The organism is Microbacterium zouquanmingi, assembly GCF_052266675.1.
In the GTDB taxonomy this organism is placed as follows: domain Bacteria; phylum Actinomycetota; class Actinomycetes; order Actinomycetales; family Microbacteriaceae; genus Microbacterium.
This window is the reverse complement of the sequence record NZ_JBQPRA010000001.1, coordinates 92,995-119,205: the sequence shown is the minus strand read 5'-3', so window position 1 is coordinate 119,205 and position 26,211 is coordinate 92,995. Positions and strand designations below refer to the sequence as shown.

27 protein-coding genes are annotated in these 26,211 nt (G+C 65.7%); 13 read left to right on the top strand and 14 right to left on the bottom strand.

Annotated elements, in window-relative coordinates; all coding sequences use genetic code 11:
• Nucleotides 1-95 precede the first annotated feature (95 nt).
• The 7 genes from ACTU6V_RS00580 to ACTU6V_RS00550 form a co-directional block, all read right to left on the bottom strand.
• Nucleotides 96-716, bottom strand: a complete 621-nt coding sequence (locus ACTU6V_RS00580; RefSeq protein ID WP_443469616.1) for a response regulator — start codon at nt 714-716, stop codon at nt 96-98.
• A complete protein-coding gene (locus ACTU6V_RS00575) occupies nt 713-1,912 on the bottom strand; it encodes a sensor histidine kinase (protein WP_443469615.1) in 1,200 nt (399 codons plus the stop codon). The genes ACTU6V_RS00580 and ACTU6V_RS00575 overlap by 4 nt, the downstream gene beginning before the upstream one ends.
• A gap of 19 nt (nt 1,913-1,931) precedes the next feature.
• Entirely contained in the window at nt 1,932-2,525 is a 594-nt protein-coding gene (locus ACTU6V_RS00570; RefSeq protein WP_443474641.1) for a short chain dehydrogenase, read from the bottom strand.
• Between the two features lie 54 nt (nt 2,526-2,579).
• The gene (locus ACTU6V_RS00565) at nt 2,580-3,428 is read right to left on the bottom strand and encodes a carbohydrate ABC transporter permease (protein ID WP_443469765.1); all 849 of its coding nucleotides are present in this window, start codon (nt 3,426-3,428) and stop codon (nt 2,580-2,582) included.
• 62 nt (nt 3,429-3,490) lie between these two features.
• Nucleotides 3,491-4,492 carry a carbohydrate ABC transporter permease gene (locus ACTU6V_RS00560; protein WP_443469613.1) on the bottom strand — a complete coding sequence of 334 codons (1,002 nt, stop codon included), beginning with the start codon at nt 4,490-4,492 and terminating at the stop codon, nt 3,491-3,493.
• Nucleotides 4,489-5,907, bottom strand: a complete 1,419-nt coding sequence (gene ngcE / locus ACTU6V_RS00555; RefSeq protein WP_443474640.1) for an N-acetylglucosamine/diacetylchitobiose ABC transporter substrate-binding protein — start codon at nt 5,905-5,907, stop codon at nt 4,489-4,491. Before ngcE ends, ACTU6V_RS00560 begins: the two co-directional genes overlap by 4 nt.
• Before the next feature lie 21 nt (nt 5,908-5,928).
• The gene (locus ACTU6V_RS00550) at nt 5,929-6,723 is read right to left on the bottom strand and encodes a sugar isomerase domain-containing protein (protein WP_443469611.1); all 795 of its coding nucleotides are present in this window, start codon (nt 6,721-6,723) and stop codon (nt 5,929-5,931) included.
• 95 nt (nt 6,724-6,818) lie between these two features.
• On the opposite strand from ACTU6V_RS00550, the gene ACTU6V_RS00545 reads away from it, so the two are divergent.
• The 7 genes from ACTU6V_RS00545 (at nt 6,819) to ACTU6V_RS00515 (ending at nt 12,578) form a co-directional block, all read left to right on the top strand.
• Nucleotides 6,819-7,832, top strand: coding sequence for an N-acetylglucosamine kinase (locus tag ACTU6V_RS00545; RefSeq protein ID WP_443474639.1), 1,014 nt, complete (start codon nt 6,819-6,821; stop codon nt 7,830-7,832).
• 79 nt (nt 7,833-7,911) lie between these two features.
• On the top strand, nt 7,912-8,820 hold the full coding sequence (locus ACTU6V_RS00540; protein WP_443469609.1) for an SIS domain-containing protein: 909 nt from the start codon (nt 7,912-7,914) through the stop codon (nt 8,818-8,820).
• Nucleotides 8,821-8,921: 101 nt separating this feature from the next.
• Nucleotides 8,922-9,812 (top strand): ROK family protein, encoded by an 891-nt coding sequence (locus ACTU6V_RS00535; protein ID WP_443474638.1) that lies wholly within the window; start codon nt 8,922-8,924, stop codon nt 9,810-9,812.
• Complete coding sequence (locus ACTU6V_RS00530; protein ID WP_443469607.1) at nt 9,809-10,747, top strand: 1-phosphofructokinase family hexose kinase; 939 nt, start codon at nt 9,809-9,811, stop codon at nt 10,745-10,747. Before ACTU6V_RS00535 ends, ACTU6V_RS00530 begins: the two co-directional genes overlap by 4 nt.
• Nucleotides 10,744-11,586 carry a class II fructose-bisphosphate aldolase gene (locus ACTU6V_RS00525; protein WP_443474637.1) on the top strand — a complete coding sequence of 281 codons (843 nt, stop codon included), beginning with the start codon at nt 10,744-10,746 and terminating at the stop codon, nt 11,584-11,586. The genes ACTU6V_RS00530 and ACTU6V_RS00525 overlap by 4 nt, the downstream gene beginning before the upstream one ends.
• Nucleotides 11,586-12,338, top strand: coding sequence for a DeoR/GlpR family DNA-binding transcription regulator (locus ACTU6V_RS00520; protein ID WP_443474636.1), 753 nt, complete (start codon nt 11,586-11,588; stop codon nt 12,336-12,338). Before ACTU6V_RS00525 ends, ACTU6V_RS00520 begins: the two co-directional genes overlap by 1 nt.
• A 21-nt stretch (nt 12,339-12,359) precedes the next feature.
• On the top strand, nt 12,360-12,578 hold the full coding sequence (locus ACTU6V_RS00515) for an SCO4848 family membrane protein (protein WP_443474635.1): 219 nt from the start codon (nt 12,360-12,362) through the stop codon (nt 12,576-12,578).
• A 202-nt stretch (nt 12,579-12,780) separates the two neighbouring features.
• Here the strand turns inward: ACTU6V_RS00515 and ACTU6V_RS00510 are convergent, their stop codons facing one another.
• Nucleotides 12,781-14,091: an MFS transporter gene (locus ACTU6V_RS00510; protein ID WP_443474634.1), complete on the bottom strand. Its 1,311-nt coding sequence runs from the start codon at nt 14,089-14,091 to the stop codon at nt 12,781-12,783.
• Nucleotides 14,092-14,166: 75 nt separating this feature from the next.
• Between ACTU6V_RS00510 and ACTU6V_RS00505 the strand changes: the two genes are divergently transcribed.
• The 5 genes from ACTU6V_RS00505 to ACTU6V_RS00485 all read left to right on the top strand — a co-directional run bounded on the left by ACTU6V_RS00505 (nt 14,167) and on the right by ACTU6V_RS00485 (nt 18,413).
• A complete protein-coding gene (locus ACTU6V_RS00505; RefSeq protein WP_443474633.1) occupies nt 14,167-14,760 on the top strand; it encodes a helix-turn-helix domain-containing protein in 594 nt (197 codons plus the stop codon).
• 139 nt (nt 14,761-14,899) lie between these two features.
• Nucleotides 14,900-15,919 (top strand): ABC transporter substrate-binding protein, encoded by a 1,020-nt coding sequence (locus tag ACTU6V_RS00500; RefSeq protein WP_443474632.1) that lies wholly within the window; start codon nt 14,900-14,902, stop codon nt 15,917-15,919.
• A gap of 37 nt (nt 15,920-15,956) precedes the next feature.
• Nucleotides 15,957-16,763, top strand: coding sequence for an ABC transporter permease (locus ACTU6V_RS00495; protein WP_443474985.1), 807 nt, complete (start codon nt 15,957-15,959; stop codon nt 16,761-16,763).
• Complete coding sequence (locus ACTU6V_RS00490; protein ID WP_443474631.1) at nt 16,763-17,614, top strand: ABC transporter permease; 852 nt, start codon at nt 16,763-16,765, stop codon at nt 17,612-17,614. The genes ACTU6V_RS00495 and ACTU6V_RS00490 overlap by 1 nt, the downstream gene beginning before the upstream one ends.
• Before the next feature lie 16 nt (nt 17,615-17,630).
• Nucleotides 17,631-18,413: an ABC transporter ATP-binding protein gene (locus ACTU6V_RS00485; protein WP_443474630.1), complete on the top strand. Its 783-nt coding sequence runs from the start codon at nt 17,631-17,633 to the stop codon at nt 18,411-18,413.
• A gap of 51 nt (nt 18,414-18,464) precedes the next feature.
• Here the strand turns inward: ACTU6V_RS00485 and ACTU6V_RS00480 are convergent, their stop codons facing one another.
• The 6 genes from ACTU6V_RS00480 to ACTU6V_RS00455 all read right to left on the bottom strand — a co-directional run bounded on the left by ACTU6V_RS00480 (nt 18,465) and on the right by ACTU6V_RS00455 (nt 25,310).
• Nucleotides 18,465-19,151, bottom strand: coding sequence for a hypothetical protein (locus tag ACTU6V_RS00480; RefSeq protein ID WP_443474629.1), 687 nt, complete (start codon nt 19,149-19,151; stop codon nt 18,465-18,467).
• Nucleotides 19,151-20,062 carry an ATP-binding cassette domain-containing protein gene (locus ACTU6V_RS00475; RefSeq protein ID WP_443474628.1) on the bottom strand — a complete coding sequence of 304 codons (912 nt, stop codon included), beginning with the start codon at nt 20,060-20,062 and terminating at the stop codon, nt 19,151-19,153. The genes ACTU6V_RS00480 and ACTU6V_RS00475 overlap by 1 nt, the downstream gene beginning before the upstream one ends.
• A complete protein-coding gene (locus ACTU6V_RS00470; RefSeq protein ID WP_443474627.1) occupies nt 20,059-20,448 on the bottom strand; it encodes a GntR family transcriptional regulator in 390 nt (129 codons plus the stop codon). Before ACTU6V_RS00470 ends, ACTU6V_RS00475 begins: the two co-directional genes overlap by 4 nt.
• 93 nt (nt 20,449-20,541) lie before the next feature.
• Nucleotides 20,542-21,243, bottom strand: a complete 702-nt coding sequence (locus tag ACTU6V_RS00465) for an ABC transporter ATP-binding protein (protein WP_443474626.1) — start codon at nt 21,241-21,243, stop codon at nt 20,542-20,544.
• A complete protein-coding gene (locus tag ACTU6V_RS00460; RefSeq protein WP_443474625.1) occupies nt 21,240-24,020 on the bottom strand; it encodes an ABC transporter permease subunit in 2,781 nt (926 codons plus the stop codon). Before ACTU6V_RS00460 ends, ACTU6V_RS00465 begins: the two co-directional genes overlap by 4 nt.
• 87 nt (nt 24,021-24,107) lie before the next feature.
• Nucleotides 24,108-25,310: an ABC transporter substrate-binding protein gene (locus ACTU6V_RS00455; RefSeq protein ID WP_443474624.1), complete on the bottom strand. Its 1,203-nt coding sequence runs from the start codon at nt 25,308-25,310 to the stop codon at nt 24,108-24,110.
• Nucleotides 25,311-25,496: 186 nt separating this feature from the next.
• On the opposite strand from ACTU6V_RS00455, the gene ACTU6V_RS00450 reads away from it, so the two are divergent.
• On the top strand, nt 25,497-26,180 hold the full coding sequence (locus ACTU6V_RS00450; RefSeq protein WP_443474623.1) for a GntR family transcriptional regulator: 684 nt from the start codon (nt 25,497-25,499) through the stop codon (nt 26,178-26,180).
• Nucleotides 26,181-26,211: the final 31 nt, after the last annotated feature.

Below are 26,211 nucleotides of genomic sequence, written 5' to 3'. Positions count from 1 at the left end.
GCCGATCGTCGAAGCGTACATATTCCACGTTAGGAATGCGCGAGAGGCAGCACATCAACCGATCAGTTGACGCTGGCTGACAGAACCCTGTGCGCTCAGATGCGGATGAAACCGCGCTTGGCTGCCAGAGCGATCGCTGCCTGACGGTTGTCTGCGCCGAGCTTGGCGAACGCGTGATGCAGATGCGTCTTCACCGTCGCCTCGCTGACGTGCAGCGCACGCGCGAGATCGCGGTTCGAGAGGCCCTCCGCCGCGAGGGTGAGAACTTCGAGCTCCCGCGCGGTGAGGGCTTCTTCTGGCCGATCGATGCGCTCGAGCAGACGCGCGCCGATCGCGCCTTCCAGTGCGCGGTCACCGTCCGCGGCTTGCCTGATCGCGCGGAACAGCTCGGCGGGACGGCTGTCTTTGACGAGGTAGCCGGCGGCCCCGGCATCCAGCGCGCGCACGATATCGGCATCGGAATCGTATGCGGTGAACACGAGCACCCGAGTGGCCGGGTTCTCTCGGCGGATCGCACGGATCGCGTCGATGCCGTCCGGCACGTCGTCACCGAGGTCGAGATCGACCAGTGCGACGTCGATGCCGTGAGCGGCAGCCGCGGCCTCGGCGACCGATCCCGCTTCGGCCACCACTTCGAGGTCACTCTGCGTATCGAGGACGGCGCGGATCCCGTGGCGAAGCACAGGATGGTCATCGAGCAGCAGGATGCGGATCATGTCGTGCCTTCCTCGGCAGCAGGTGACGGCACGATCGCGGAGACGACCGTCCCCTCGCCGGGCCGCGTCTCGATCGTCAGCGTGCCGCCCAGATTCTCCACACGCCACGTCATGGCCCGGATGCCGAAGCCGGAACTCGCTTCGTTCGTTTCCGTGCCGACAGCATCCGTATCGAACCCGATGCCGTCATCCGCGACGTCAATGCCCACCGCACTGTCGAAGAACGTGAGCGTGACGTGGACCGAGGAGGCGTGCGCGTGCTTGCGTACGTTCACGAGTGCTTCCTGCACGATGCGAGCAAGCGCGTGTGAGACGGCTTCGGGGACGACCCGCTCGTATCCGACGATCGAGAAGGATGCCTCGGCTGACAGAGATTGCGCCTCCAGAACTGCCGCCAACGAGTCTGCGCTCGTGCGCGGATCGGCCAGACCATGCAGAAGCTGTCTGGTCTCGATGAGCGTCTCACGCAGTGACTCACGTGCTTTTCTCACGGCGGGGGAGCCCGTCGCGCCGCGCAGGTCATCCGACTCGAGCATGAGCAGCGCCGAAGCCGTGCTCTGCACCACGGTGTCGTGCAGTTCGCTGGCCACCCGCTCGCGCTCGGCCATTGCGCCGGCGTCGCGTTCTGACTCGGCGAGCTGCGCGCGCGTGTCGATCAGTTCGCCGATAAGCACCTGCTGAGCATCCAGTGCCCGATCCAGCGCGGTGTAGGCGTACGTGAGCACGAGACCCCCGAAGAACGGCCCGAGCACGAGACCTAAGTCATCTCCCTTGGACATCAGGAGCAGCCCGACACTCACCGCGACGACGATCGCGGTCGAGATCGCAATGGCGAGTCGGCCTCGGATCACCCGGTGCACGGCGAAGAACAACGCGAACCCGCACCAGCCGAATGAGGGCGCGAGGATCGTCAGCGGAAGCCAGAACGCGGTCGCAAGGAGCAGCCCGACGCCCTGCCGGGACCCGAGTGCTTCGAGGCCGGAGGCAGCTCTGGCGGTTTCCGGGTTGCGGCGGGCGATCACTGCGACCGCGTAGCTCACCGCGGTGCCGATCGCGAGAACGAGGGCGGCGACTCCGACGCCCTCCAGCGGATGCCGGCCGAAGTAGCGCACCGCGCACACCACGAGCAGGATCGCGAAGCCGATGTCGACGGCGAGATCCATCGCCGGCAGGCGTCGGTGATGCGAGGCGCTCATGCCCTCAGCGTACAAAGTCCTACGCCGTGATGACGCGTCCGCGCACGAGCCCCTCGACGGCGAGCGTGTAGGCGCGCCCGACCTCAGCATCCGGAACCGGTCGCTGACCGGCGAAGAGCGCGTGACTGCCGGGCGAGTTCTCGAGAACGTTCGGCGAGACGGCATTGATGCGGATGCCGCGCGGCGCCTCGGCGGCCGCCGTGACGATCCAGGATTCCAGTGCCCCGTTGGCCATGGCCGCAGCGGCACCGGTCGGGATCGGCTCACGGGCGAGCACGCCGGTGGTGACGGTGATCGAGCCGCCGTCGCGCACGTGGTCGAGAGCGGTGCGGGCGATGTTGATCTGCGACAGCGCCTTCGACGTGAATGCCGTCAGGTAGTCGTCGCAGGTCAGCTCCGTCAGGTGCGCGAACGGCACGGATCCGGATGCCACCACCACAGCATCCACCTCGCCGACCCGCTCGAACAGCGAGCGCACCGAGGCCGGATCGGTGGCATCGACGGTCCACTCGCTGCCGCGCGATGCGCGCAGCACTTCGTGACCGCGCGACTCGAGAGTCGACACGACGACGGCGCCGATGTGGCCGGTTGCTCCGATGACCAGGATCTTCATGCGCTTGATCCTAGCCGCGGGGCCCTTGCGCTCGGCGCCGTCGCCTCTCTTGCGCTACCGCGACGTGCCCTGCGACACCGAGCCCTGCAGCTGGCGCTGGAAGAAGATGTACACGATGAGCACCGGGACGATCGTGATGATCACCGCGGCGAACAGCGCGCCCTGGTCGACCTCGTAGCCGGCGGCCGACGCGAAGGCCGCCATTCCCTGCGAGAGCACGTACTGCGAGGCGTTCGGGTTCAACGCGACCGGCAGCAGGAACTGGTTCCACAGACCGAGGAAGTTCAGGATGCCGACCGCTGCGAGTCCGGGCTTCGCCATCGGCAGCATCACCTGGAAGAACGTGCGCCATTCGCTGGCGCCATCGACGTAGGCGGCCTCCTGGATCTCGTACGGCAACGACTTGAAGAACGAGTACAGGAAGAACACCGTGAACGGCAGCGCGAACGCCACGTACGTGATGATGAGGCCTGGCAGCGTCCCCAGAAGCCCGATGCCCTGCAGGATGAAGAACAGCGGCACGATCGCGAGGAACACCGGGAAGGTGAGCCCTGCGAGCATCAGGTAGTAGATCACTCTGCTGCCAGGGACCGAGAAGCGCGCGAGCACGTAGGCGCACATGGCGCCCAGCAACATCACCAGCACCAGCGCGACACCGACCACTATGACGGTGTTCAAGAACATCTGGCCGAAGTTGTACTTCGTCCAGGCGTTGATGTAGTTCGTCGGAGCCCACGATGCTGGCAGCGTGAAGGGCGAATCGAAGATCTCACCGGTGGTCTTGAACGAGCTGAACAGGGTCCACAGCAGCGGCAGGATCACGATGATCGACCAGATCGCGAGGATCACGTGCGAGGTGGTGCCGATAACCCTGTCGCTCTTGGTGCCGCGACTCGCGCGCAGACGCACAGCGTCCTTGCGGACGCGCTTGCGATCGATCGTGACCAGATTCTCTGTCTTGTCGCTCACAGTCGCCCTCCGTCTTCCTTGCCTCCGGTGAGCCTGTTCACGATGAACACGATCGCGGCGAAGACCAGAGTGACCACAGCGAGCACGACACCCATCGCGCTCGCCAGACCGAACTGGCTCTTCTCGAACGCGGTGCGATACAGGTACTGCGACATCACGAGAGTGGTGTTTCCCGGGCCCCCGGTGGAGTTCAGCGCCGCCATGTAGACGAAGGCGTCGAGCGCGAGGATGCCGATGTAGATGACCGCTGTCTGCACGTTGTCGCGGATCAGCGGCAGCGTGATCGAGACGGTCGTGCGGTAGCGACCTGCGCCGTCGATGCGGGCGGCCTCGTAGACTTCGGCCGGGACGCCCTTGATCGCGGCGATGAACAGCACCATGTAGAAACCGACCATGCCCCAGACGATCACGAAGATCGACGCACCCATCGCGGTTCTCTCGTCACCGAGCCAGGCGAAGCCGTTGGTGTCGAGACCCACAGCCCCGAGGATGCCGTTGAGCAGACCCTCTGGCGAGTAGATCAGCGCCCACAGAATACCGATGACGATCGCGGGGATGACGTAGGGGAAGAACGACACCACGCGGTAGAAGCTCGACCCGGCGAGCCCCCTGACCTGTCCGGTGCTCGGGCCGCCGACGGTGATCATGCTGGCGAAGATCAAAGCGATCAACAGGGTGATCAGCGGGACGAAGATCGCCAGGATGACGTTGTTGCCCATCGCCTGCAGGAAGGTCGAATCGGTGAACAGGCGACCGAAGTTCTTCAGTCCCACGAAGTCCATCTCGGGGGAGAAGCCGGTCCAGTTGGTCATCGAGTAGTAGACGGCCTGCACGAAAGGCGAGATCACGAAGATCAGGAAGATCGCGACAGGTATGACCAGGAAGACCAGTAGGAAAGAGATGTAATCGAACGTCAGCGGGCGCCCGCCAAGGCGGGGCGGCCGACGCCGCCCCGCCTTGGCGGATACCGCAGTATCAAGAACAGGAGCTGTGGTCACTTGATCTCGATCTTGGTGATGGAGTCATCGTTGCGGATCTTGTCAGTGAGGTCCTGCAGCTGCTTCGTGATCTCTTCCACGCTCATCTTGCCGTCGAGGAACGAGTTCCAGATCGGCAGCTGATCGCTGTTCATGCCGTACAGGTTGAACGACTTGATCGTGAAGACGTTGTCGCCGGCGGCCGCGAGCATCTTGCCCTGCGACTGAAGTGCGGTCGAACCGAAGCCGTCCTCGGGGACGGTGTCCTTGACGATGGTCGGAGCGAGCTTCTCCTTCGCGAACGCGACAGCCGAGTCCTTCGAGAGCATGGTGCGCAGCAGCTCCTTGCCGCCCGCGGGGTTCTTCGCCTTCGATGGAACGATGAACGGCTCTCCGGCCTCGGCGCGCATGAAGCCTGCGGGCGTCGTCTGATCTGCGTTCAGCGGCAGCTCGGGGAAGCCCATCATCGCGAAGCCTTCGGCGGTCTGCGACTTCATCTCGTTCTCGATCCACGAGCCGGACGGGTACAGCAGCGCTTCTTCCTTGTTGCTCCACTGCGCCTGGGCCTCGGTGAACTGCGTTCCCGAACCACCGGGCTTGACGTATCCCGAAGCGATCAGCTCGTGCATGATCGTCAGGATGTCCTGCAGGATCGGGTTCGACCAGCATCCCTCTTCGAGGTTCTCCAGCGGCAGGCGCACCTCGTCGCCGCCCTGGATGACAGCGGAGTCGACCACCATCGTCTGGTAGTAGGTGGCGGCTTCCTTGCCCCAGAGGAACAGGTACTTGCCCTGTGCCTTGGCCGCTTCACCGAGGGCCTTCAGGTCCTGCCAGCTCGTCGGAACCTGCCAGCCGTTCTTCTCGAACAGGCTCGACGAGTACCAGATGCCGTACACGGTCATCACGTAGTTCAGCGCGACGAACTTGCCGTCGAAGGTGCCGGGAGCCTTGATGCCTGCGAAGAGGGTGTCAGCGATCTTCGTGCCCTCGAGGTTGTTCGAGTCGATCACGTCGGTGAGGTCTTCGAGCTGGTCGATGATGGTGTTCCAGCCGATGGAGTTCGCACCGGAGTTGTCGACGAGGTCCGGCGGGTTGCCGCCGACGAAGCGGGGCTGCAGCTCGGTGGCGATCTTCGTGGAGGGCGAGACCTTGACGGTCACGCCGTCGAGGCCCTTGTTCTTCTCCATGATCTTGCCGGCGTTCTCGACGTAGTCGACGCCGTAACCACCGTTGAAGATGACCGCATCGACGGTCGTGTTCGCCGCGACGCCGAAGGGGTTGTCTGCGGTGATCTCTCCCGCCGGGGCACTCCCCCCGCCTCCGCCTCCTGGCGCTGCACACGACGCCAGCGACATGCCGAACGGCAGCAGCAGCGCCGTCGCTGCTGCGCCGCGCAGGAGGTTGCGGCGGCTGATGGATGACTGGGTGATTTCCATCTTCGTACCTTTCATTGGTGGTTAGTTTCCCCGGCGGATGCGACCGCGATAGCGGTCTTCGAGGGCAGAGTTGTGCTCGTCGCCGCCGGGGATATTGGCGGAGATGTACATCGGTGGAGTCTCGTCGCGTGCAGCAATTGTGCGGGCGACACCGAGAGTGAGCAGCTGAGCGATGAAAGCGCCGGTCATGGATGAGACCGCGCCGACACCGATGCCGCCGGGTAGCTCGAGCGTCGTGTCGCCGTAGGGGGCGAGGTTGTCGATGACGACATCCGCGACGTCGGCGAGACGCTTGCCAGACGGATGCTTCGGCTCCACGCGCATCGTGTGCTCCATGCTCGTGACCGCGATCACGGAGTGCCCGCGCTCCTTTGCCCAGAGCGCCGTGCCGACGATCGAGCCGTTGACCCCGGAGTTCGAAGCGATGAGGAAGACGTCGCCATCGGCCACCGGAACCGTCGCCATGAGTTCGTCGACGAGCCAGGGTTCGCGCTCCAGCGCGGGTGTGAGCGCGCCGACCTCGCGGTCGCCGTGCAGCACCAGATCGCGCAGTGCGAAATTGTTGGTCGGGATGAGTCCGCCGGCACGTCCCGAGATCTCCATCGCGAAAGCTTCGGAGTGCCCTGTGCCGAAGGCGTGAATGATTCCGCCGACGTCGAGAGCCCGCACCATGAGTGCGATCGCGGCATCCAGCGCGCCGTTCTCGGTTGTCTCTGCGAGGCGGGTGAGTCGCTCGTCCACTTCACGGAGAAGGTCGCTGGGCGTGGGCGCTGGAGGCGTGGTGGAACCGTCGCTATTGCGGTTGTCAGTATTCATGCGTGGCACCATTGCCTCCAGACTCGCCAATGAAGTCTCCGTGGGATGAAAGCTATTCTCACCCTCGACGAAGGTCAAGTTAGGAGGGATAACAAATGAGTCACGACACCCTGATGTTGGGCGTGGATGCCGGCGGCACTTCGACCCGTGGCGTGCTCGTGACGGAGCAGGGCGGCTGTCTCGGTTACGGTCTCGGCGGGCGCGGCAACCCGACCTCTGCCGGGTTGGATCGCGCAGCCGAGGGTGTCCGCGCGGCGATCGCCGGAGCGCTCGCCGCCACCGGCCGCACTCTGGCAGAAGTGTCGGTGATCGTCTTCGCGATTGCAGGACAATCGGGCGTCGACGACCGAGACACCGCATGGTTGCGTGATCCATTGGCCGCTGAAGGATTCCGCGGCCGGGTGGTTCTGGAGTCCGATCTGCTGGCGACGTACTTCAGCGGAACGGCGGAGTCGTTCGGGTACGCGGTGGTCGCGGGTACCGGCGCATCCGTCATTCGGGTTTCGGACGGACGGATCGACGCGGTCGCTGATGGACTCGGCTGGCTGGTCGGTGATCGCGGCAGCGGATTCTGGATCGGCCAGCGCGTCGCGAAGGCCGTCGTCCGTGATCTCGATGGCGCAGGTCCCGCCACGACGCTGACACCCGGGCTGCTCGAGATGCTCGGCATCGAGGTGGACGACGTGCGACGCGAGGGGCGCGGCGGAGCACTGGTGCAGCTGGTGAAATCGCTCTACGCGCTGGCGCCGATCGAGCTCGCCGACTTCGCGCCGCTCGCGGTCGCTGCGGGCGATCCGGTCGCCGGTGGGGCCGGCGATCCGGTCGCCGCAGGGATCCTGCGCCGTGCGGGTTCTCGACTGGCCGATTCGCTCGTGGCGGTCCTTGCAGGGCCTGGTCCCCTTGTGATCGGTGGCGGAGTGCTGGGCCGGGAGGGGTTGGTGCGGGATGCCTTCCTCGAGCGCCTCGGCGACCGAGCTGCCGGGCTTCCGCTGCTGCCGGTCGTCGACGGAGCTGTCGGGGCGGGGCTGCTGGCGCTGCGCGCTGGTGGGGTGACCGTTTCTGCGCGAACGCTCGAGCTGGTCGCGGCCACGATGGCCCGTTTTCGTTGACAATCGATGGTCTATGATTGAAAATGAATTGAATCAATCACAAAACGTCATTCACTGACTGACCACGAGAAAGGCGAACATGACCGATCCGATCACCGCACCTGGCGCCCACATGCGAGAAGAGCTGCTCTCGCAGCCCGAGACCTGGGCACGGGCGGCGGCAATGCGTGACGAGCAGAAGGTGCTCCCCGGATCGGGTCAGCGCGTGGCCGTCATCGGATGCGGCACCTCGTGGTTCATGGCACAGTCCTACGCTGCTCTGCGCGAGCGGGCAGGGCACGGCGTGACCGATGCGTACGCGGCATCCGAAGCTTTTCTCGATCGCGACTATGACGCGATCGTCGCTCTCACGCGGTCCGGCACGACCAGCGAGGTGCTCGAGGTAGCAAGCCAGGTGAAGGGTCGCATCCCCGTCATCGGCGTGATCGGCGATCCGACGTCTCCGCTCGTCGCCCTCGCTGATGAGTCGGTTCTCCTCCCGTTCGCCGACGAGCAGTCGGTCGTGCAGACCCGCTTCGCGACGACCGCGCTGACGCTGATGCGCGCGTCGCTCGGCCTCGACGCCGATGTCGCGAAGTCGATCGAGGATGCTGCGGCTGTCCTCGCGGCGACCGACGATGAAGGCCTCACCACCGCCGATCAGTACACGTTCCTCGGCCGGGGCTGGACCATCGGCCTCGCGCACGAGGCGGCGCTGAAGATGCGCGAGTCCTCGCAGTCGTGGACCGAGTCGTACCCGTCGATGGACTACCGTCACGGTCCGATCGCGATCGCGGCTCCCGGCCGCATCACGTGGCAGTTCGGTGTCGCTCCCGAGGGGCTCGCCGGCCAGGTCGAGGCCACCGGCGGACGCTTCGTGCAGCACGACGTCGACCCGCTCGCTGATCTCGCACGTCTGCACCGCGTCGCCCTCGACCGCGCAGTCGGCAAGGGGCTCGACCCCGACATGCCCCGAAACCTCTCGCGATCGGTCATCCTGGACGCGTGAGCACTTCTCCCGAGCCAGCAAAACCACGCCGAAACAATCCCGATTCGCGTGAGGCTCGGCGTGGTTTTGCGGGTTCGTGGGGTGTTGGCCAGGGATCGCCGGTGCTCGCCTTCGATGTGGGCGGCACCGACATCAAGTCGGCCCTCTTCGACGCCGACGGCACGCCGCTCGGACTGCAGCGCACACCGACGCCGAAGCTGGGCGCAGACCCCGCGGCCGCGCTGATCGAGGAGATCGCACGATTGGCGGATGGGCTGCGGGCGCAGCATCCGTCTGTCGAGCCTCGGGCGCTCGGTTTCGTCGTGCCCGGCATCGTCGACGTGGATGCCGGAATCGGCGTCTTCGCGAGCAATATGGGGTGGCGGAACGCGCCGCTGCGCGCGCTCGCGCAGCAGCGGCTGAACCTGACGGTCGCGTTCGACCACGACGTGGGCGCGGCGAGCTGGGCCGAGCATGAGCTCGGCGGTGCGCGCGCGCACGATGACGTCGTCGTGGTGATCATCGGCACGGGGATCGCCGGTGCGATTCTCGTCGGCGGCCGGCCCTACACCGCCGGCGGCTACGCCGGAGAGATCGGGCACTCGCCTGTCGCCGACGGACCGGAATGTGCCTGCGGCGCGCGCGGATGCTTGGAGACCGTGGCTTCGGCCGGAGCCATCGCCCGCCGCTACCGAGAGGCCACCGGCCTCACACCGAACGGCGCGAAGGACGTCATCGCTCGTGCTGCCGCCGGCGATGAGGCCGCTGCCGAGATCTGGAACGCAGCCCTCGACGCCCTGGCGATGTCGCTCGCCCAGCTGACCGCGATCATGGCGCCGGAGGCGATCATCATCGGCGGCGGGCTGTCGCGCGCGAGCACGCTTTTCGACGAGCTGCGCACGCGTCTTGCCGCGCGCCTCAGCTTCCATCGGATTCCCGCGCTGATCCCCGCGGAGTTGTCCGGCAATGCGGGCCTTCTCGGCGCAGCGCTCCGGGCGCGGGAACTCGCATGATCCTCACGGTCACCCCGAACCCCGCGCTCGATCTGACGTGGGAGCTGGATCGCATTGAGATCGGCGGCACTCACCGGGCGGATGCCGGGGCGGTGCGCGCGGGCGGCAAGGGACTCAATGTCGCCAGAGTCCTGCACTCTGAGGGGTTCGATGCGCGCGCGATCTCGACGGCCGGCGGTGCGACCGGCGACGAGCTGCGCCGTGACCTCGCTGCGAGCGGCGTGCCGCACGTGCTTCTGCCCGTGGCCGCCGACACCCGGCGCAGCGTCGCCTGGGTCGACCGTTCGCTCGGCGACACCACGATCGTGAACGAGCGCGGCACGAGTCCCACCCGCGAAGAGTGGGCCGAGTTCGTCGCGGCCGTGCATGAGGATGCCGTCGCGGCATCCGTTCTCGTGATCTCGGGCAGCTTTCCGCCCGCGGCGCCGCACGGACTTCTCGAAGCGCTCATCGTCGCCGCGAGCGGGCGTCCGGTGATCGTCGATACGTCTGGGCCGTTGCTGCTCGCCGCGGCCGACGCCGGGGTCTCCGTGGTCAAGCCGAACCGCGCGGAGCTCGCGGAGGCCACCGGCATCGACGACCCGGCAGGCGGCGCGCGCGAGCTGCTGCGCCGCGGTGCGGGTCTCGTGCTGCTCTCGCTCGGTGCCGAAGGGATGCTGGCGGTCACCGCAGATCGTGTACTCAGGGCGCAGTTGCCTGAGCCTCTGGCGGGGAACCCGACCGGTGCAGGAGACGCGGCGGTCGCCGCCGCGGCATCCCTTCTCGAGAGCGGCGTGCGCGACCCGGAACAGATCCTGCGCCGGGCGACCGCCTGGTCGGCCGCGGCCGTGCTCATGCCGCTCGCCGGCGAGATCTCACCGCGGCATGCGCAGCTCGCGGACGAACTCATCATCACCGAACCCACCGACGCTGAACTTCAAAAGGACTCCGAATGACCCTCGTCTCTGCCGCCGACCTCGTCCGCGATGCCGCATCGAGCGGCCGCGGGATCGGTGCGTTCAATGTGATCCACCTCGAGACGGCAGAGGCTCTGGTCGCGGCATCCGCGGAGGCGCGCCTGCCCGTCATTCTGCAGATCTCTCAGAACTGCGCCAAGTATCACGGCGCGCTCGAGCCGATCGCCCTCGCGACCCTCGCGGTCGCCCGTCGCGCCGAGACGCCGGTCGCGGTGCACCTCGATCACGCCGAGGACCCCGCTCTCGTTAACGACGCCATCGCGCTCGGGTTCGGCTCTGTCATGTTCGACGGTGGGGCGCTGCCCTACGACGAGAACGTCGCACTGACCCGCTCGGTTGCATCGCGTGCACATGCGGCCGGCGTCTATGTCGAGGGCGAGCTGGGCGAGGTCGGCGGCAAGGACGGTGCGCATGCGCCGGGCGTGCGCACCGACCCTGACGAGGCGCGTGCTTTTGTCGCCGAGACCGGTGTCGATGCGCTCGCCGTCGCGGTCGGCTCCTCGCACGCGATGCTCGATCGCAGTGCCTCGCTCGACATCGACCTGATCGCGCAGTTGCACACCGCGCTCGAGGTGCCGCTCGTGCTGCATGGATCGTCGGGTGTCGCGGATGCCGTTATCGTCGAAGCTGTGCGCGCCGGAATGACGAAGATCAACGTCTCCACTCACTTGAACGGGTTCTTCACCCGCGAGGTGCGCTCGACCCTCGCGGCGAACGAGCAGCTCGTCGACTCGCGCAAGTACATCGCCCCGGCGCGCGATGCGGTTACCAATGAAGCCGCCCGGATGCTGCGGCTGTTCGCCCTGCAGGACGCCTGATGAAGCGCGCCGCACGGTTGAGCGCCATCCTCGATCTGCTCGCTGAGCAGGGCGAGGTCTCGGTGGACGAGCTCGTCGTGCGGTTCGAAGCATCCGCTGCCACGATCCGTCGCGACCTCGACAGCCTTGCCGAGCAGCGCCTGCTCACTCGCACGCATGGCGGCGCGGTGGCGCAGTCGGTCGCCTATGAACTGCCCATCCGGTACAAGAGCCACCAGCGCACAGATGAGAAGGAGCGCATCGCGCGCGCGGCATCCGCTCTGGTCGCCACCGGCGCGGTCGTCGGTCTCTCCGGCGGCACCACGACCACCGCCATCGCCGCGGCGCTCGCCGCACGCGAAGATCTGGGCGAGTTCACGGTCGTCACGAACGCCGTGAACATCGCCTCGCAGCTGGCCACCCGCCCCGACATCAAGGTCGTCGTCACCGGGGGCGTGATCCACTCGCGCAGCTATGAGCTCGTCGGGCCGTTCGTGGAGCAGCTGCTCAGCGGCATCCAGCTCGATATCGCCTTCATCGGCGTCAATGCGCTCTCGGCGGACCGCGGGGCGTCGACGCATGACGAACGCGAGGCGGCGGTCAACCGCATGATGGCTTCGCGCGCGCAGCGCGCCGTCGTCGTCGCCGACTCGGGCAAGATCGGTCGCGCTGCTTTCGCGCGGGTCGGCGGGCCTGAGCTCTTCCAGACCGTGATCACCGATGCCCCGGCGCCTGCCCTGGTCGACGCCGGATTCGAGGTCATCGTCGCCTGAGGTCGCGCCTACGCTGGAGGGGTGATCGCTCTCGCTGTACTCCTGTTCATCAACGCGGCCTTCAACGTGATCGTGTGGCCGCAGTTCTACAAGCGGGTCGTTCGTGATCCACGGGCTCGGGATGCCGCGGGCAATGCCACCGCATTCTTGAAGGTGCACGCCGTTCTCATCGCTTTCGCTCTCGTGCTCGCGCTGGTCTCGGTGATCGCCGGGATCGCTGCGCTCGTCGGGGCGCTTTAGTCGCGGCATCCGACCGCCGACCCGACACTTGCCGACGCGACACCCACCGGCCGGACACTTGTCCGTCCCGATCACAGATGTCGGTGCGTATCCCAGATCCGCGCCGACATGTGTGATCCGCGCTGACGTCTGTAGCGGCGGTTCGGGCGTCAGGCGCGTGCAACCGGGTTGTTGCAGCTCGGTGACCCAAGCTGTGCATGAGTCAGCGACTGGCGAACTGGGCGGCGTGGGCGGTCCAGGCGGACTCGGGGGGAAGGGCGCGCAGCGGCCGCGTCGAGACGGCGAGGATGACCGAGACGGCGCAGAGGGCGGCGCCGACGATGAGGGTCGCTTCGCGCCCGATGAACGACAGCCCGACACCGGCGACCAGCGGGGCAAGCGGCATCGCGCCCATTCCCAGCACGGCGGCGGCGCTGTTCGCACGACCCAGCATCGGGCTCGGAGTGGCGACCATGAAGTAACCCATCAGCGCGGCATTGACCGCTGGGATGAACAACACGACACCGCCGAGCACGACCGCGAGCCAGATGGGCGCATGCACGGGGATGAGTCCGAAGATTCCGACCGTCGAAACCAGCAGCCCCCCGATGATGATGGTGCCGGCTCGCACGCGAGAGACGAGAAGCGGTGCGAACAGTGCGCCGATGAGCATGGCGATTCCCGCCCCAGTGGCGAGCAGACCGATCGTGACAGGGGAGTGGCCCTGCTGCTGCAGCGCGTAGATGACAGTGGTCAGCGCAGTGCTGAAGCCGAGGTTGACGATGGTCGCCACGAACAGCACGCCGCGCAGGTCGGGGCGTGAGAACAGCCACGCGAATCCTTCGCGCACTTCGCGGAGGGCGTTCGGCTTTCCGACGGCGACCGCGGCCGCCGAAAGGCCGATGTCGGATGCCGCGGCATCCGCTTCTTCAGTAAGAGAAGTGCGGGGCGAACGCTGCAGCATCCACGCTGTTGCGGCGGCGATCACGTGGCACACGGCCATTGCCGCGCCGATCAGCCATGCACCTGCGGCGAGCAGGACGCCGCCGAGTGGTCCGCCGGCCAGTTGCAGCACGGCATCGCGCCCCTGGTTCGCCGCCTGCGCCCGGCCCATCGCGTCATCGGGGACGACCTCTTTGATGGCGCTCTCACCGGCGATGTCGAACAGTCCGGCGCGTGCGGCGAGCAGGACCTCCGCGATCAGGAGTGTGACGAAGGTCAATGCGTCGACGAGGGCGAGAACGGTGAAGGCGATCGAGAGCAGGGCACCCACGACAGACCCGGTGACCATCATCGCGATCCGGCGGTGGCGGTCGGCGAGCACCCCTCCGAACACGGTGGTGACCGTGCGGATCGTCATGCCAACCGCGCTGATGATGCCGGCCTGAGCGGGATCGTTCGTGACGAACAGCGCGATCAGCGGGATGGCGAAACCGAACAGCGCGCTCGCGAGACCCTTGGCGGTGTCGCTGATCAGCCACGTGATGTAGCGGCTGTTGCGCGTGAGCCGATGTGCGGGGGCGGCGGTGGTCATGCTGTCCAGAGTAAATGCGCAAGCTCTGTTGCGCAACTACTCTTGCGCAATTTTTGGTGCGGGTATGATCGGGGCATGGTGGACGAGGAACCTCGCACGGTCACGCATCCGGATGGTCGTAATGCGACGACCGCGATGATGAAGGCGTATTCGCATCCGTTGCGTCGCCGGATCGCCAAGGCCGTCGCGGCGCGCGGATATGCTCGCGCCGCCGATCTCGCCGGTGACCTGGACATTCCTGCCAACAGCATCAGCTTCCACCTGCGTGTCCTCGCCGATGCTGGACTCATTGAAGCGGCCCCGGAGCGTGCCAGAGACAAGCGCGATCGCGTGTGGAAGCCCACCGAGGGGGCGTGGAACGTCGGCTCTCCGGAGCATCCGATTGTCGATGAAGTGCTCGGCGGCGTGCTCATGAATTCCCTCGCTGACGATCACGTCGATATGGTGCGGCGCGTCTTGGTGTGGGCGCCGGAGTATGTCTCGGGGCGAGACCCGGAAGTGCACGGGACGTTCTCCCAACGCAGCATGCGTCTGACCGCTGCAGAGTTCAGTGAAGTTGAACGACGAATCCAAGAGGTGATTAAAGAGGTTGAGGATGCGGCGGACCCCGATGACCCCGCGGCTCGCTTATGGTCACTCGACATCGTTGCCGCCGACGACCTGATCTGATCGGCGTTTCATTTCTGTCGACATTTGGTGGGACTCCGCCTTGCCAGATGCCGGTTAAATGCGTAATCTGTCGACACCAGCGTCATTTCCCTTGCAGTTCTCTCGGACGTTGGCCCTACAACGAAGTAAGGATCAACTCATGGCTCACGTGGCTCCTCGTTCCCTCCGATTCGGTATCGGTGCCAGCCTGCTCGCCCTTGGACTCGTCGTTACCGGTTGCTCGTCTGGCGGTGGTGATACCGCAACAGATGAGGGTTTCGTCGCCGGCGACCCCAGCGCGCCCGAGCAGACTGACCTGACGTTCGCGATGTACCGGCAGGCGACCGCGGCCCCGGTCTTCGGGGCGAAAGATTCCGGTGCAGAGAAGGAGTTCGGCATCACTGTCGACGCGTCATGGGTTGAGAGCAGCTCGGCCGGAATGAATCTTCTGCTGGGCGGCGACGCACAGCTCACCTACTCGTCCTACTGGGGCGTGGTCGACGCCATGGTTCAGGGCATGGACGTCGCCATCGTGTCGACCATGTTCAACTTCGGCCCAGGTGTCATGACCATGGAGACGATGCCGGATTCCGGCATCAGCTCGCTCAAGGATCTTCTCGGCAAGAAGGTCGCTGTCCCGGCCCTCAACTCGGCGCAGCACAACCGCTTGGAGTACGCATTCCTGGACGCCGGTATCGACTCATCGACTGTCGAGTACGTGCCGATGCCGTTCGGTGAGGTCACCGCAGCCCTGGTGAACGGAACCATCGATGCAGGTGCGGTGGCCGGCCCCGTGCTCACCGTGCTGAAGGACGAGTACGACTCGAAGACCGTGCTGGACTTCGCCGGAGGCCTGTTCGAGGGCCACGGCGAGGGCGGCATCATCACCTCGGGCGAATTCGCGCGCGCAAACCCGAACACGATCGCCGCCTTCCAGTGCGTCTGGGCTGATGGCGTCGCGGCTGTGGAGGACGACGAACTCTTCGGCAGCATCCTCGAATCGGAACTCGGCTTCGCACCCGAGCTGATCCCGTCGGAGATCGAGAAGAAACCGCTGTTCCAGACCACAGCGGACCCTGCATCGCTGGCGAAGTTCCCTGAGATCATGACGGAGATCGGCACGCTCGACCAGCCGGTGGATCTCAGCGACATCATCATCCCGCAGCCGGAAAGCTGCTAAGCGCGAACAGTCGCTGATAATCATGGTTGTGAACACGATGACGGAGACCGCAGTGATGCGGGCCCTCGTCCCCGCCAAGAAGTCACCACGGTTGCGGCGCGGAATCACAGGTGTCGTGATCCTGGCGCTGATCCTTGAGATAGTGCCTCGTCTCGGGATCGTCGATCAGGCATTCCTTCCACCGCTGAGCACGGTTCTGGTGAAGCTCGTGCAGGAGTTCGCCTCGCCGGCATTTCTCCTGGCAACGCTCAACACGCTCCTGACCTGGTTCCTCGGGCTGGGGATCGCCACGCTGATCGCTGTTCCGCTGGGAACGCTGTTGGGCTTGTCCGAGTTCACGTATCGGGTGAGTCGGGCGGTCATCGATCTGATCCGTCCGATCCCCCCGATCGCCCTCATCCCGCTACTGATCCTCGTTCTCGGTCAGACGCTGGAGATGAAGCTCGTGCTCGTCGTGTTCGCCGTCGTCTGGCCGATTCTGTTCAACACGATCTCGGGCGTTCGAGACGTCGAGCCGCAGCTTGTGCAGATGGCTCGCAGCTTCGGATACTCGCGGCCCAAGACGATCTGGAAGGTGGTCGTTCCCTCCGCTGCGCCGTTCATGGCGACCGGTGTGCGCATCGCATCCTCGATCGCGCTCATCGTCGTGGTGACTGTCGAGATGATCGCGGGCGGCTCGGACGGCCTCGGGGCGTACATCGCGGAGTCACGTGCGATCGGAACAGATGTGCCGAAGATATTCGCCGGCACCCTCATGACGGGAATCCTCGGTCTGGCGATCAACTCGGTCATAGGTGCTGTCGAGACGCGCGTGTTCGGCTGGAGCGAACGGAGGAGGAACTGATGACTGCGATCGTGGATCAGGCTCCGGCGCAGGCCGGATCGCCCGTGCGACGGAGCAGGTGGAAGCATGCGGCCGCCTCTGTCCGGACGCTCACCGGCATCGGTGTCTTGGTGGCGCTGCTGTTCATCTGGCAGATCGCGGCTTCTGCGGCAGGAAACCGGTTCTTCCCGCCGCCGCTGACGATTCTGGCGAACACGCCCTCTGTTCTTTTCCCCCGAAACGTCAGTACGCTTGAGGCCCCGTTCTTCACCGATGTGCTCACAAGCCTCGGGCGGATGGCGGCAGGGTTCTTGTTGGGGACTCTCGCGGGCGTGCTGCTGGGGGCGCTGATCGGCTGGTTCGGCACGATTCGCGACTACGTCACCCCGATCGTGGAGTTCCTCCGCTCGATTCCGGCTACCGCAGTGCTGCCGATCTTCATCATGCTGCTGGGGCTGGGATCAGAGATGCAGATCCTGTTCATCGCCTGGGGTGTGAGCTGGTTCGTTCTGATCAACACTGCCGCTGCTGTGGCGGAGATCCACCCGACGATGCTCGACTTCTGCCGTACCTTCCGCCTCAGCCGACCGAAGATCTTCTTCGGCGTGGTGCTGCCGAGCGCATCTCCGAAGATCTTCGCCGGTATGCGCATTGGGCTCACGGCGGCGATGATCCTCTTCGTCACGAGCGAGTTCATGGGGTCGACGAACGGCATCGGCTTCATGCTCATTCAGACGCAGAGTAGGTTCCAGGTTCTCGACATGTGGGCGTGGATGGTGGTCATCGCGGTCGCGGGATTCCTCGCAAACTCCATTCTTGAAGCCGTTGAGGCACGGGTGCTCCGTTGGCACTCGGACTCGAAGCGAAAGTGATCCGAAGGGTATCGCCATGACAAACGACAGCATTCTCGAAGTGCGCAACCTGTCGCACCATTACAATGCGAATCAGGTGATCGGTGACATCAGTTTCGATATTCGATCCGGAGAGTTCGTCTGCATCGTCGGACCCTCGGGTGCGGGAAAGACGACTCTTCTGCGAATCCTCTCGGGGCTCATGAAGCCGACCGGAGGGTCTCTTCAGTTCGAAGGAAAGCCCGTTCAGGGGGTCCCGCGGGATCTGGCGATGGTTTTCCAGGACTACAGTCGTTCGCTGCCGCCATGGCTGTCGGTGGAGAAGAACGTGATGTTCCCGCTGACGGGACTTTCCAAGGCGGAAATGCGCGAACGTGCGCGCGAGAGCCTGGAAGCTGTGGGGCTCAAGGGTCACGAGGAGAAGTATCCGTGGGAACTCTCCGGCGGGATGCAGCAGCGTGTGGCCATCGCACGTGCTCTGGCGTATCGTCCTCGGCTTCTGCTGATGGATGAGCCGTTCGCCTCGCTTGATGCGCAGACGCGCGAAGAGCTCGAAGATCTCGTGCTGAACCTGAGGGAACGTTTCGACATCACGACGCTGTTCGTCACGCATGACATCACCGAGAGCGTGTATCTGGCGGATCGGATACTCGTGCTCACGAAGTCTCCCGCCACGCTCGCCGAAGTCATCGATGTACCTATTCCTGCTCCTCGTGACCAGATCGCCACGAAGGAACGGTCAGATTTCGTGCACCTGCGCAGCCACGTCGCTCGCCTCATCCGCGACCAGAGCGTTTCTGCTGTCGCCGCCTCGCTCTGACCCAGAAGCGCCCACCTCCCCAGAAGGATGGTGGGCGCTCTGGCCGCGGGGCTACGGCTTCGCCCGCCGGAAGGCGAGGAACGACACCGCAGAGAGCGCCACGACCGCGACCAGTCCCCACAGTGCGAGGCCGACGGCGCCGAGCTCGAGGATCCCCGTCCACACGTTGCCCCACAGTTCGAGCCGCGTGATCACGAACGCGATCGCGAGCAGGATGAGCACGAGCGCAAAGCTCACGATGGTGAGCACCGCGGGCCCCCAGCTCTTGTAGATCGTCGCTCCGGTGAAGCCGACGACGAAGAGGAACAGCGGCAGAGTGAAGAAGACGACGAAGGCGCCGAGCGGGCCCGCCTCCCAGATCCACGGCAGGTGGAAGACGTAGCCGTTGATGCCGTAGCCGTGCGTCAACAGCTCGATACCGCCGCCGATGAGGAAGATCACGGCCATGAAAGTGCTGCCCAGCACCGCCGACAGGAGCGTCCCGACGAAGAACTCGCGTCGTGTGATGCTCAGCGCCTGTGAGAACGGAAAGGTGAGCGTCATCGCCGTAAGGCCCGTACCGAAAAAGACCCACAGCGGAGCCTGTCCGCCGCCGCCGTACTTCGGCCCGTCGACCGGGATCATCGCGTAGATCAGGACGGAGATGAGCACGGCGCCGACGAGAACGATCAGCGGCACCCAGATGAAGGTCTGCTTGTTGATCAGCTGCAGACGAACAACGTTGAGCGTGCGAGACATCAGCGAACCTCCTGAGTTTCTGCGCCGGCGTGCGGGCCGGGGCTGGCCTTCTGGGTGAGGCGGACGATGAGCTGCTGCAACGAGACGGGCGCAAGATCGAGGCCGGATGCCGCGACCTCTGCGCGTTCGTCGGGTGAGAGCGCGCCGAGAACGGTGACGGATGCCACCCGTCCCAGCGCCTCGCGGTGCAGGACCTCTCGGCCCTGCAGCCAGGCGTCCACCTTGTCGGCATCTCCGACGACGGTGACGGCGCGGTCGCGCACAGCATCCGTGTCGTCGTTCATGAGAATCTGGCCGTTGTCGATGACGATGACCTTCTCGATGAGGTTGGATACCTCGTCGATCAGGTGCGACGACAGAATGACCGTGCGCGGGTGCTCGGCGTAGTCCTCGAGCAGGCGATCGTAGAAGATCTGCCGCGCGACCGCATCGAGTCCGAGGTAGGGCTCGTCGAAGAAGGTGATCTCGGCGCGCGAAGCGAGCCCGATGATGACGCCGACCGCCGAGAGCTGCCCGCGGGAGAGTTTCTTGATCGGCTGCTTCATCGGCAGCTGGAAGTCCTCGATCAACTGCTCGGCGAACTCCTGTTCCCAGTTCTTGAAGAACAGAGAGGCAGCTTTGAATGCGTGCCGCGGGGTCGCATCGTCTGGGTATTTCTGGCTTTCGCGAACGAAGCAGATCCGGCTGAGGACGCGGGAGTTCTCGTAGGGGTGCTCACCGAACACCTTCACGGTTCCTGCGGACTCGAAGTTCTGTGCCGTGAGGATCGACATCAGCGTGGTCTTGCCGGCGCCGTTGCGTCCGAGCAGTCCGTAGATCGCGTTCTCCTCGATTGCGAGGGACACATTATCGAGTGCGTTCTTGTCCTTGTAGCGCTTGGTGAGGTTGTTCACCTCGATGACGGCGGTCATGCGCGGTTCCCTTCAGTGGTGGTTTCGGATGCCGCTGCTCGTTCGCGCAGCAGTGCGGCCAGATCTTCGGGGCCGAGCCCGAGCGTGCGGGCTTCGGCCAGGAGAGGATCGAGATAGCGGTCCGCGAAGGCGGAGCGCCGCTCGGCGAGGAGTGCGGAGCGCGCCCCGGTGGCGACGAACATGCCGATGCCACGCTGCTTGTACAGCACATCCTTCTCGGTGAGCATGGCGACGCCCTTGGCGGCGGTGGCGGGGTTGATCCGGTAGAAGTCGGCGAGCTCATTGGTCGAGGGTGCCTTGGACTCCTCTTCCAGCGAGCCGTCGAGGATCTGATCCTCGATTCGCTCAGCGATCTGGAGGAAGAGCGCCCTGCCTTCTTCGATCACGATGCCTCCGCCAGGTTAAGTGGTTAGTTAGATGACTAACTAACCACTTAACCTCGAAGGTGTCAACTTCTCCGCGCGGGCGGCCTTGCGCGGTCAGGCGGCGTTCGAGAGATACAGATCCATGATCTGCTGCGGGTTCGCCCGTAGGTTCTCGGCGTCGTCGCTGAGCTCGATCTTGCCGCGGACGAGCACGCTGGCACGGTCCACTGCAGCCAGCGCAACGGGCACGTGCTGCTCGACCAGCAGCACTGCTGCGCCGGCATCGGCCGCCTGACGGAGCGCCTGGGCGAGCCGGGTGACGACGAGAGGGGCGAGCCCGAGCGAGAGCTCATCGGCGAGGATGATCGAGGGCTCTGCTGCGAGGATCCGTCCGAGCGCGAGCATCTGCTGCTGCCCTCCGGAGAGGAGGCCGGCGCGACGGCCGAGGTGCTCCTCGAGCTCGGGGAAGAACTCGATCGCACGCTCCACGCTTCCCTTGCCGAGACGCAGGTTGTCGCGCACGCTGAGCGGCGGGAAAATGCCGCGGTCATCGGTCAGCAGGGCGAGTTGTTCGCGCTTGGATGCTTTGAACAGCGACCCAGGATGCTTATGACCGTTGATCTCCAGCTTCCCGCCCAGCACCTTGACGGATCCGGCGATTGTGAGCAGCGTCGTGGTCTTGCCCGCGCCGTTCGTACCGAACAGGCCGTGCATCTCGCCCTCGCGGACTTCGAGATCCATGTCGCGGATGACGGGCTGGCCGTTGTATCCGGCGTTCACTCCGTCGAGTCGAATGCGGACTGCTCCGGTGCTCATGTCTGCTCCTTCTTCGATGCGGCGGTGGTGCCAGCGGCAGCCACGAATGACGTGTTCAGTCCAGCGCCTTCCGGCGTCTCTTCGCTCGAGCCGAGGTAGGCGGCGATGACCCGGGGGTCGTTGCGCACCTCAGCCGGAGCGCCGGACGCGATGACTTCACCGAAGTCGAGCGCGACCACGTGGTCGGAGACTCCCATGACGAGCTCGACATCGTGCTCGATGATGAGCACCGCGATGCCCCAGTCGTCGGCGATGCGGCGTACGAGTTCGCGCAGCTCTTTGCGCTCGGTCGCGCCGAGGCCGGCGGCCGGTTCGTCGAGCAGCAGCACGCGCGGGTTGGTCGCGAGCGCGCGGGCGATGGCCAGCAGGCGACGCTCACCGTAGGAGAGGTCGTCCGGCTTATCGGTGAGGCGGTCGGTGAGGCCGAATGCTGCGACGGCGGCCTTGGCCGCATCCCCGAGCTGCGGCTTCTCGGGAAGTACACCGGCCAGCAGCGTGCGCCACCAGAGCGGCTTGTCGGCCGCGACGGTGAGGTTGTCGAGCACGCTGAGGTCTTCGAAGAGCTCGAGTGACTGGAACGAACGGGCGAGCCCGAGACGAGCGCGGCTCGTCGGAGAGGTGCCCATCAGCTCGTCGCCGTCCAACCGGATCGAACCGCGCTGCGGGCGGTTGTATCCGGTGATCGCCTCGACCAGCGTTGTCTTCCCCGCACCGTTCGGGCCGATGACACCGAGCACTTCGCCCGGTTTGATCACGAGGCTGACGTTCTTGAGCACGTGGTTCGCGCCGAACGACATGTCCAGCCCCTGCACGTGCACGTGCGCGGGCGAGACGCGCTGCGGCAGCACGGTCGCGATGTCCTCCGGGATGAGGGCGAGGCGGGCGCGCTCGCGGCGCTCCTTGACTCCGGGGATCAGTCCGAACAGGCGGTTGAAGTCGCGCGCCTGCAGTGCGGCGATTCCGGCGGGGGCCGAGATCAGCGTGATGAGCATGAGCAGGCCGCCGATAAGGTTCAGCCACGCACCACCCGAGAACAGCTCGAAGATCTTGAAGCCGATGGCGTTGGTCTGCATCGCCGTACCGCCGATGGCGCCACCCACCCAGCCGATGCCACCGGTGGTGGCCTGCGCGATGCCGTTGATGGCGGCGCTCGGGCCGAATCGTCCGCCGGATCCGCTGTCGTCGAGACGCAGGAGCGAAGAGGTGAAGGCGATGAGCACACCGCCGACGCCGGCGATGACGCCCGAGACGACGAAAGCGTGCAGCTTAGTCTTGGCGACCGAGATGCCGATCGCCGCGGAGGCCGCCTCGTTGCCGCGGACGGCGACCATGCGGCGGCCGACCGCGCTGCGGCGCATGTTGAGCACCAGGATGCCGACGAGCACGAGCACGATCAGCGTCAGAGTCGTGTACGAGCGGGGGTGGGTGAGGTTGTCGATCGGGAGGCCGAAGAGGGACGGCGTGCCGAGGTTCAGCCCACCGAGACCACCGGCGATGGCACCGTTGTTGAGCACCATCGACTGGAATCCGACGGCGAGTCCGAGCGTGATCACGGCGAGGGCGGTGCCTCGGGTGCGCACAGCCGGCAGACCGACCAGCACGCCGACGGGAATTGTGGCGAGGACGGCGACGAGGGCTGCGGGCGCGAAGTCCCAGCCGAATGTCGCGGTGAGCTGGCCGGCGACGAGCGCGGCGACGCCCGCGAGGGCGAAGGATGCCAGGCTGAGCTGTCCTGCATAACCGGTGACCACGACCAGAGACATGAGCACGATCGCGAAGGTGGTGCTGATCGTGATGGCGCTCACCCAGTCGTTGGGCAGGGTCCACACGAGCACGCCGATGGCGGCCGCGAAGATGAGCATCGGCACCCAGGGAATGCGTCCGGAGGCGATGCGCGGCAGGCGCTCGGCGGTCTCGCCGCGGCTGGGCAGCGAGCTGCCTCGCAGCGCGAGCAGCACGACGACGAGCAGGAACGGCACGGCGTCCTGGATGCCGGGGACACCGGGAACGAATCGCCCGAGTTCGGCCTGTGCGATGCCGATGCCCACGCCGCCGAGGAAGGTGAGCCAGTAGCTCTCGAGACGGCCGAGCAGGGCGACAGACAGGATCGGGACGACGAGGGTGAGCGACAGGGTCGGCGTGAGCGAGGTCACGGGGGCCAGCAGTACACCGGCGATGGCCGCGAGTCCGCCGGCGATCACCCAGTTGAGGAAGCTGACCGTCGAGGGGTTCCACGTTCCGAGCGCTGCGAGCGCCCGGCGGTTGGACGAAAGCGCAGTGGATGCCAGGCCAAGCGGGGTCTTCTTGAAGACGAGCCAGAGCGCGGCGGTGAGGACGAGCGCGATGAAGAAGGTGAGCACACGGTCGAGGCCGACGCTGACGCCGCCGAGATCGATTGCGGTCGTCGGAAGCCACGCGGGCACGATCGCGGGCTGGTAGCCGTAGCGGATGTTGAGGATCGACTGGAGGACGAGCATCACGCCGATGGTCGCGATCGCCTTGGTGAGCGTGGAGGCGTTGTGCAGCGGGCGCATCACGACGACTTCGACGATTCCGCCGAGGAGCATGCCGGTGATGATCGCCAGCACGAGCGCGATCGGCCAGGGGGTGAACCCGAGGTACTCGCGGTACATGTAGGCCGATGTCACGGCGATCGCGGGGGCGGAGAAGTTCATGACCCGCGAGGCGCGGTTCACGACGTTGATTCCGTGGGCGAGGAGTGCGAGCACGGAGCCCGCGGCGGCGCCGAAGACGGCGAAACGGATGACCTCGAGCATGTCGTCTCCTGACGCTGCGGTAGTCGAAGGGAAGAACGTCGGTCGGGATGCCTCAGCGAGGCGTCCCGACCGACGAGAAGGAGTTGCTTAGAACTTCAGGATCGTCGAGACGTCCATCGGCTCGCCGACGGGCGTCCAGCGGCCGTCTTCGGCGCTGTAGACCTGGTAGACCGTGCCTGCCACGCGGGGTGCTGCCGGGAACCAGCCGAAGGACTCGGCGAAGTTCGTCGGTGCGTACAGTCCGGTGTCGAAGGTGTTCGCCGGGTCGGACAGCACTGCCGAGATCGCTTCGGCGGTGATGTCGCCCTCGACGAGGTCAGCGGCCAGCGCGAACGTCAGCACGCCGGCGTAGGCGTTCAGAGCGGGGTCGTCGATCGCGATGTTCGGGTTGACCTTCTTCATCTCGGCGATCGCGGTGTCGACTGCCTCGCCGCCGACGGCGGGGAAGTTGTACGTCGACGGCACCTGCACACCGGCCGTTGCGGCACCGAGGTCAGCGAGCACGGACTCGGGGAAAGCAACGGTCGACAGCGGCATGTGCACGAAGTCGCCGTTCATCTGCGACAGGGCCGTGATGATCGCGGCCGAGTCGGCAGCGCCGCCACCGTAGATGACGCAGTTGGTGCGGTCAGCGATCTGCTGCGCGACGGTCGTGTAGTCCGTCGTGTTCGCCGGGTAGCCGATGAAGTCGAGCGAGATGCCTGCAGCGTCTGCTGCGGGCTTTCCGTAAGCGTCGAGGTTGCCGCGCGACTGCGGGTTGTCGCTGGCGGTGAGGATCACGTTCGTGCAGCCCTGGTCCTTCAGGAGCGGGAGTGCGGCGGCGAGCGGAGTACCGGAGCTCATGATCGAGAAGCTCTGCTCGCTCGTGGCCTCGAGTTCGCTGACCACCGTGTTGAGGATGTTCGGGATGCCGCCGGCTTCGAGCTGCGGAACGATGGAGTCACCGAACAGCGTGAACGATCCGACGACACCGGCGACGCCTTCTTCAACAGCCTTGGCACCGCACGCGGCTGCACCGTCGGGGGTTCCGTTGTCATCGCATTCGATGAGGTCGATCTGGGACCCGCCGGCACCGCCGTTGGCGTTGACGTACGAGACGGCAGCCTGTGCTGCTTCGCGGATCTGAGCGAGAGGGAACGGAGGCTGGCTGAATGAGCCGAACACCATCAGTTTCACGCTGTCACCGGCGGGCGCGTTCGCCGCTGGAGTGTCTGTTTCAGGTCCGCACGCTGTGAGTGCGAGCGCCAGAGCGCCGACTGCGAGCGCTGCCGCGGTCTTGTTGATGTTCACGATTCCAAGCCTCCTTGCTTCGGGTCCACGGCCAGCCTCGGCTGTGGTCAACGTGAGCGTAGCCGCACCTGTCTGACAAGTCAATAGGTGATAGCTGATGGATGCCGAGCGGACCGTCTCAGCGTTAGAGTGACGTGCACGCGACCTGAATTATGGTGTTCGGGCGCGCGAAGGAGGCATAACGACGTGGACGATCTTCTTGGTGGAAGGCACGTGCAGCGGCATGCGCCGATTCGTGAGCAGGTGGCCGGCATCATCCGCGACGCCATCGTGGAGTTGCGGCTCGCGCCGGGGCAGGTGCTCGTCGAGCGCCAGCTGTGCGACATGACGGGGGCGAGCAGGCCCTCCGTGCGTGAAGCGCTGCGTCAGCTCGAGGCCGAGAGCCTGGTGATCTCGGTGAACGGCCGGGGCACGATCGTGGCCGTTCCTGATCTGCCGCTGGCGCGCGGTGTGTACGAGGTGAGCGTCGAGCTCGAAGCGGTTGCCGCTGAGGTCTTCGTCACCCGGGCCACCGCTGAGGAGAAGGCGGATCTTCGTGAGGTGCTGACCGAGTTCCAGACGGCAGTGGAAGCAGAGTCCGACCCGACGGAGCTGTTCGCCCTGATTTCGAAGTTCTTCGAGATCCTGTTGGTGGGCACGCGCAACGAGGTGCTGGCGCAGACGATTCAGCAGCTGCACAACCGGGTGAGCGCTCTCCTGATCCGTGGCATGGAGATTCCCGGTCGTCCTGCGCGGATGTTCTCCGATCTCACGACCATCGTGCTGTCGATCGAATCGTACGATCCTGCCGCCTCTCGTCGTGCCGCAGCATCTTATGCGCAGCAGGTCGCCAGCACGACGTACGGGATGCTTTCCGCCGAGAGTCAGTAGTCCGCGCTCGCAGTCTGCCGACAGTTCACGT

Bases quoted from the DNA above. Each gene is read 5' to 3' on its own strand.
- ACTU6V_RS00505 (WP_443474633.1), top strand. From the start codon at position 14,167: ATGGTGGACGAGGAACCTCGCACGGTCACGCATCCGGATGGTCGTAAT.
- ACTU6V_RS00530 (WP_443469607.1), top strand. From the start codon at position 9,809: ATGATCCTCACGGTCACCCCGAACCCCGCGCTCGATCTGACGTGGGAG.
- ACTU6V_RS00580 (WP_443469616.1), bottom strand. From the start codon at position 716: ATGATCCGCATCCTGCTGCTCGATGACCATCCTGTGCTTCGCCACGGG.
- ACTU6V_RS00490 (WP_443474631.1), top strand. From the start codon at position 16,763: ATGACTGCGATCGTGGATCAGGCTCCGGCGCAGGCCGGATCGCCCGTG.
- ACTU6V_RS00500 (WP_443474632.1), top strand. From the start codon at position 14,900: ATGGCTCACGTGGCTCCTCGTTCCCTCCGATTCGGTATCGGTGCCAGC.
- ACTU6V_RS00480 (WP_443474629.1), bottom strand. From the start codon at position 19,151: ATGTCTCGCACGCTCAACGTTGTTCGTCTGCAGCTGATCAACAAGCAG.
- ACTU6V_RS00550 (WP_443469611.1), bottom strand. From the start codon at position 6,723: ATGAATACTGACAACCGCAATAGCGACGGTTCCACCACGCCTCCAGCG.
- ACTU6V_RS00545 (WP_443474639.1), top strand. From the start codon at position 6,819: ATGAGTCACGACACCCTGATGTTGGGCGTGGATGCCGGCGGCACTTCG.
- ACTU6V_RS00460 (WP_443474625.1), bottom strand. From the start codon at position 24,020: ATGCTCGAGGTCATCCGTTTCGCCGTCTTCGGCGCCGCCGCGGGCTCC.
- ACTU6V_RS00495 (WP_443474985.1), top strand. From the start codon at position 15,957: ATGACGGAGACCGCAGTGATGCGGGCCCTCGTCCCCGCCAAGAAGTCA.
- ACTU6V_RS00570 (WP_443474641.1), bottom strand. From the start codon at position 2,525: ATGAAGATCCTGGTCATCGGAGCAACCGGCCACATCGGCGCCGTCGTC.
- ACTU6V_RS00485 (WP_443474630.1), top strand. From the start codon at position 17,631: ATGACAAACGACAGCATTCTCGAAGTGCGCAACCTGTCGCACCATTAC.
- ACTU6V_RS00465 (WP_443474626.1), bottom strand. From the start codon at position 21,243: ATGAGCACCGGAGCAGTCCGCATTCGACTCGACGGAGTGAACGCCGGA.
- ACTU6V_RS00525 (WP_443474637.1), top strand. From the start codon at position 10,744: ATGACCCTCGTCTCTGCCGCCGACCTCGTCCGCGATGCCGCATCGAGC.
- ACTU6V_RS00475 (WP_443474628.1), bottom strand. From the start codon at position 20,062: ATGACCGCCGTCATCGAGGTGAACAACCTCACCAAGCGCTACAAGGAC.
- ACTU6V_RS00520 (WP_443474636.1), top strand. From the start codon at position 11,586: ATGAAGCGCGCCGCACGGTTGAGCGCCATCCTCGATCTGCTCGCTGAG.
- ngcE (WP_443474640.1), bottom strand. From the start codon at position 5,907: ATGGAAATCACCCAGTCATCCATCAGCCGCCGCAACCTCCTGCGCGGC.
- ACTU6V_RS00540 (WP_443469609.1), top strand. From the start codon at position 7,912: ATGACCGATCCGATCACCGCACCTGGCGCCCACATGCGAGAAGAGCTG.
- ACTU6V_RS00510 (WP_443474634.1), bottom strand. From the start codon at position 14,091: ATGACCACCGCCGCCCCCGCACATCGGCTCACGCGCAACAGCCGCTAC.
- ACTU6V_RS00575 (WP_443469615.1), bottom strand. From the start codon at position 1,912: ATGAGCGCCTCGCATCACCGACGCCTGCCGGCGATGGATCTCGCCGTC.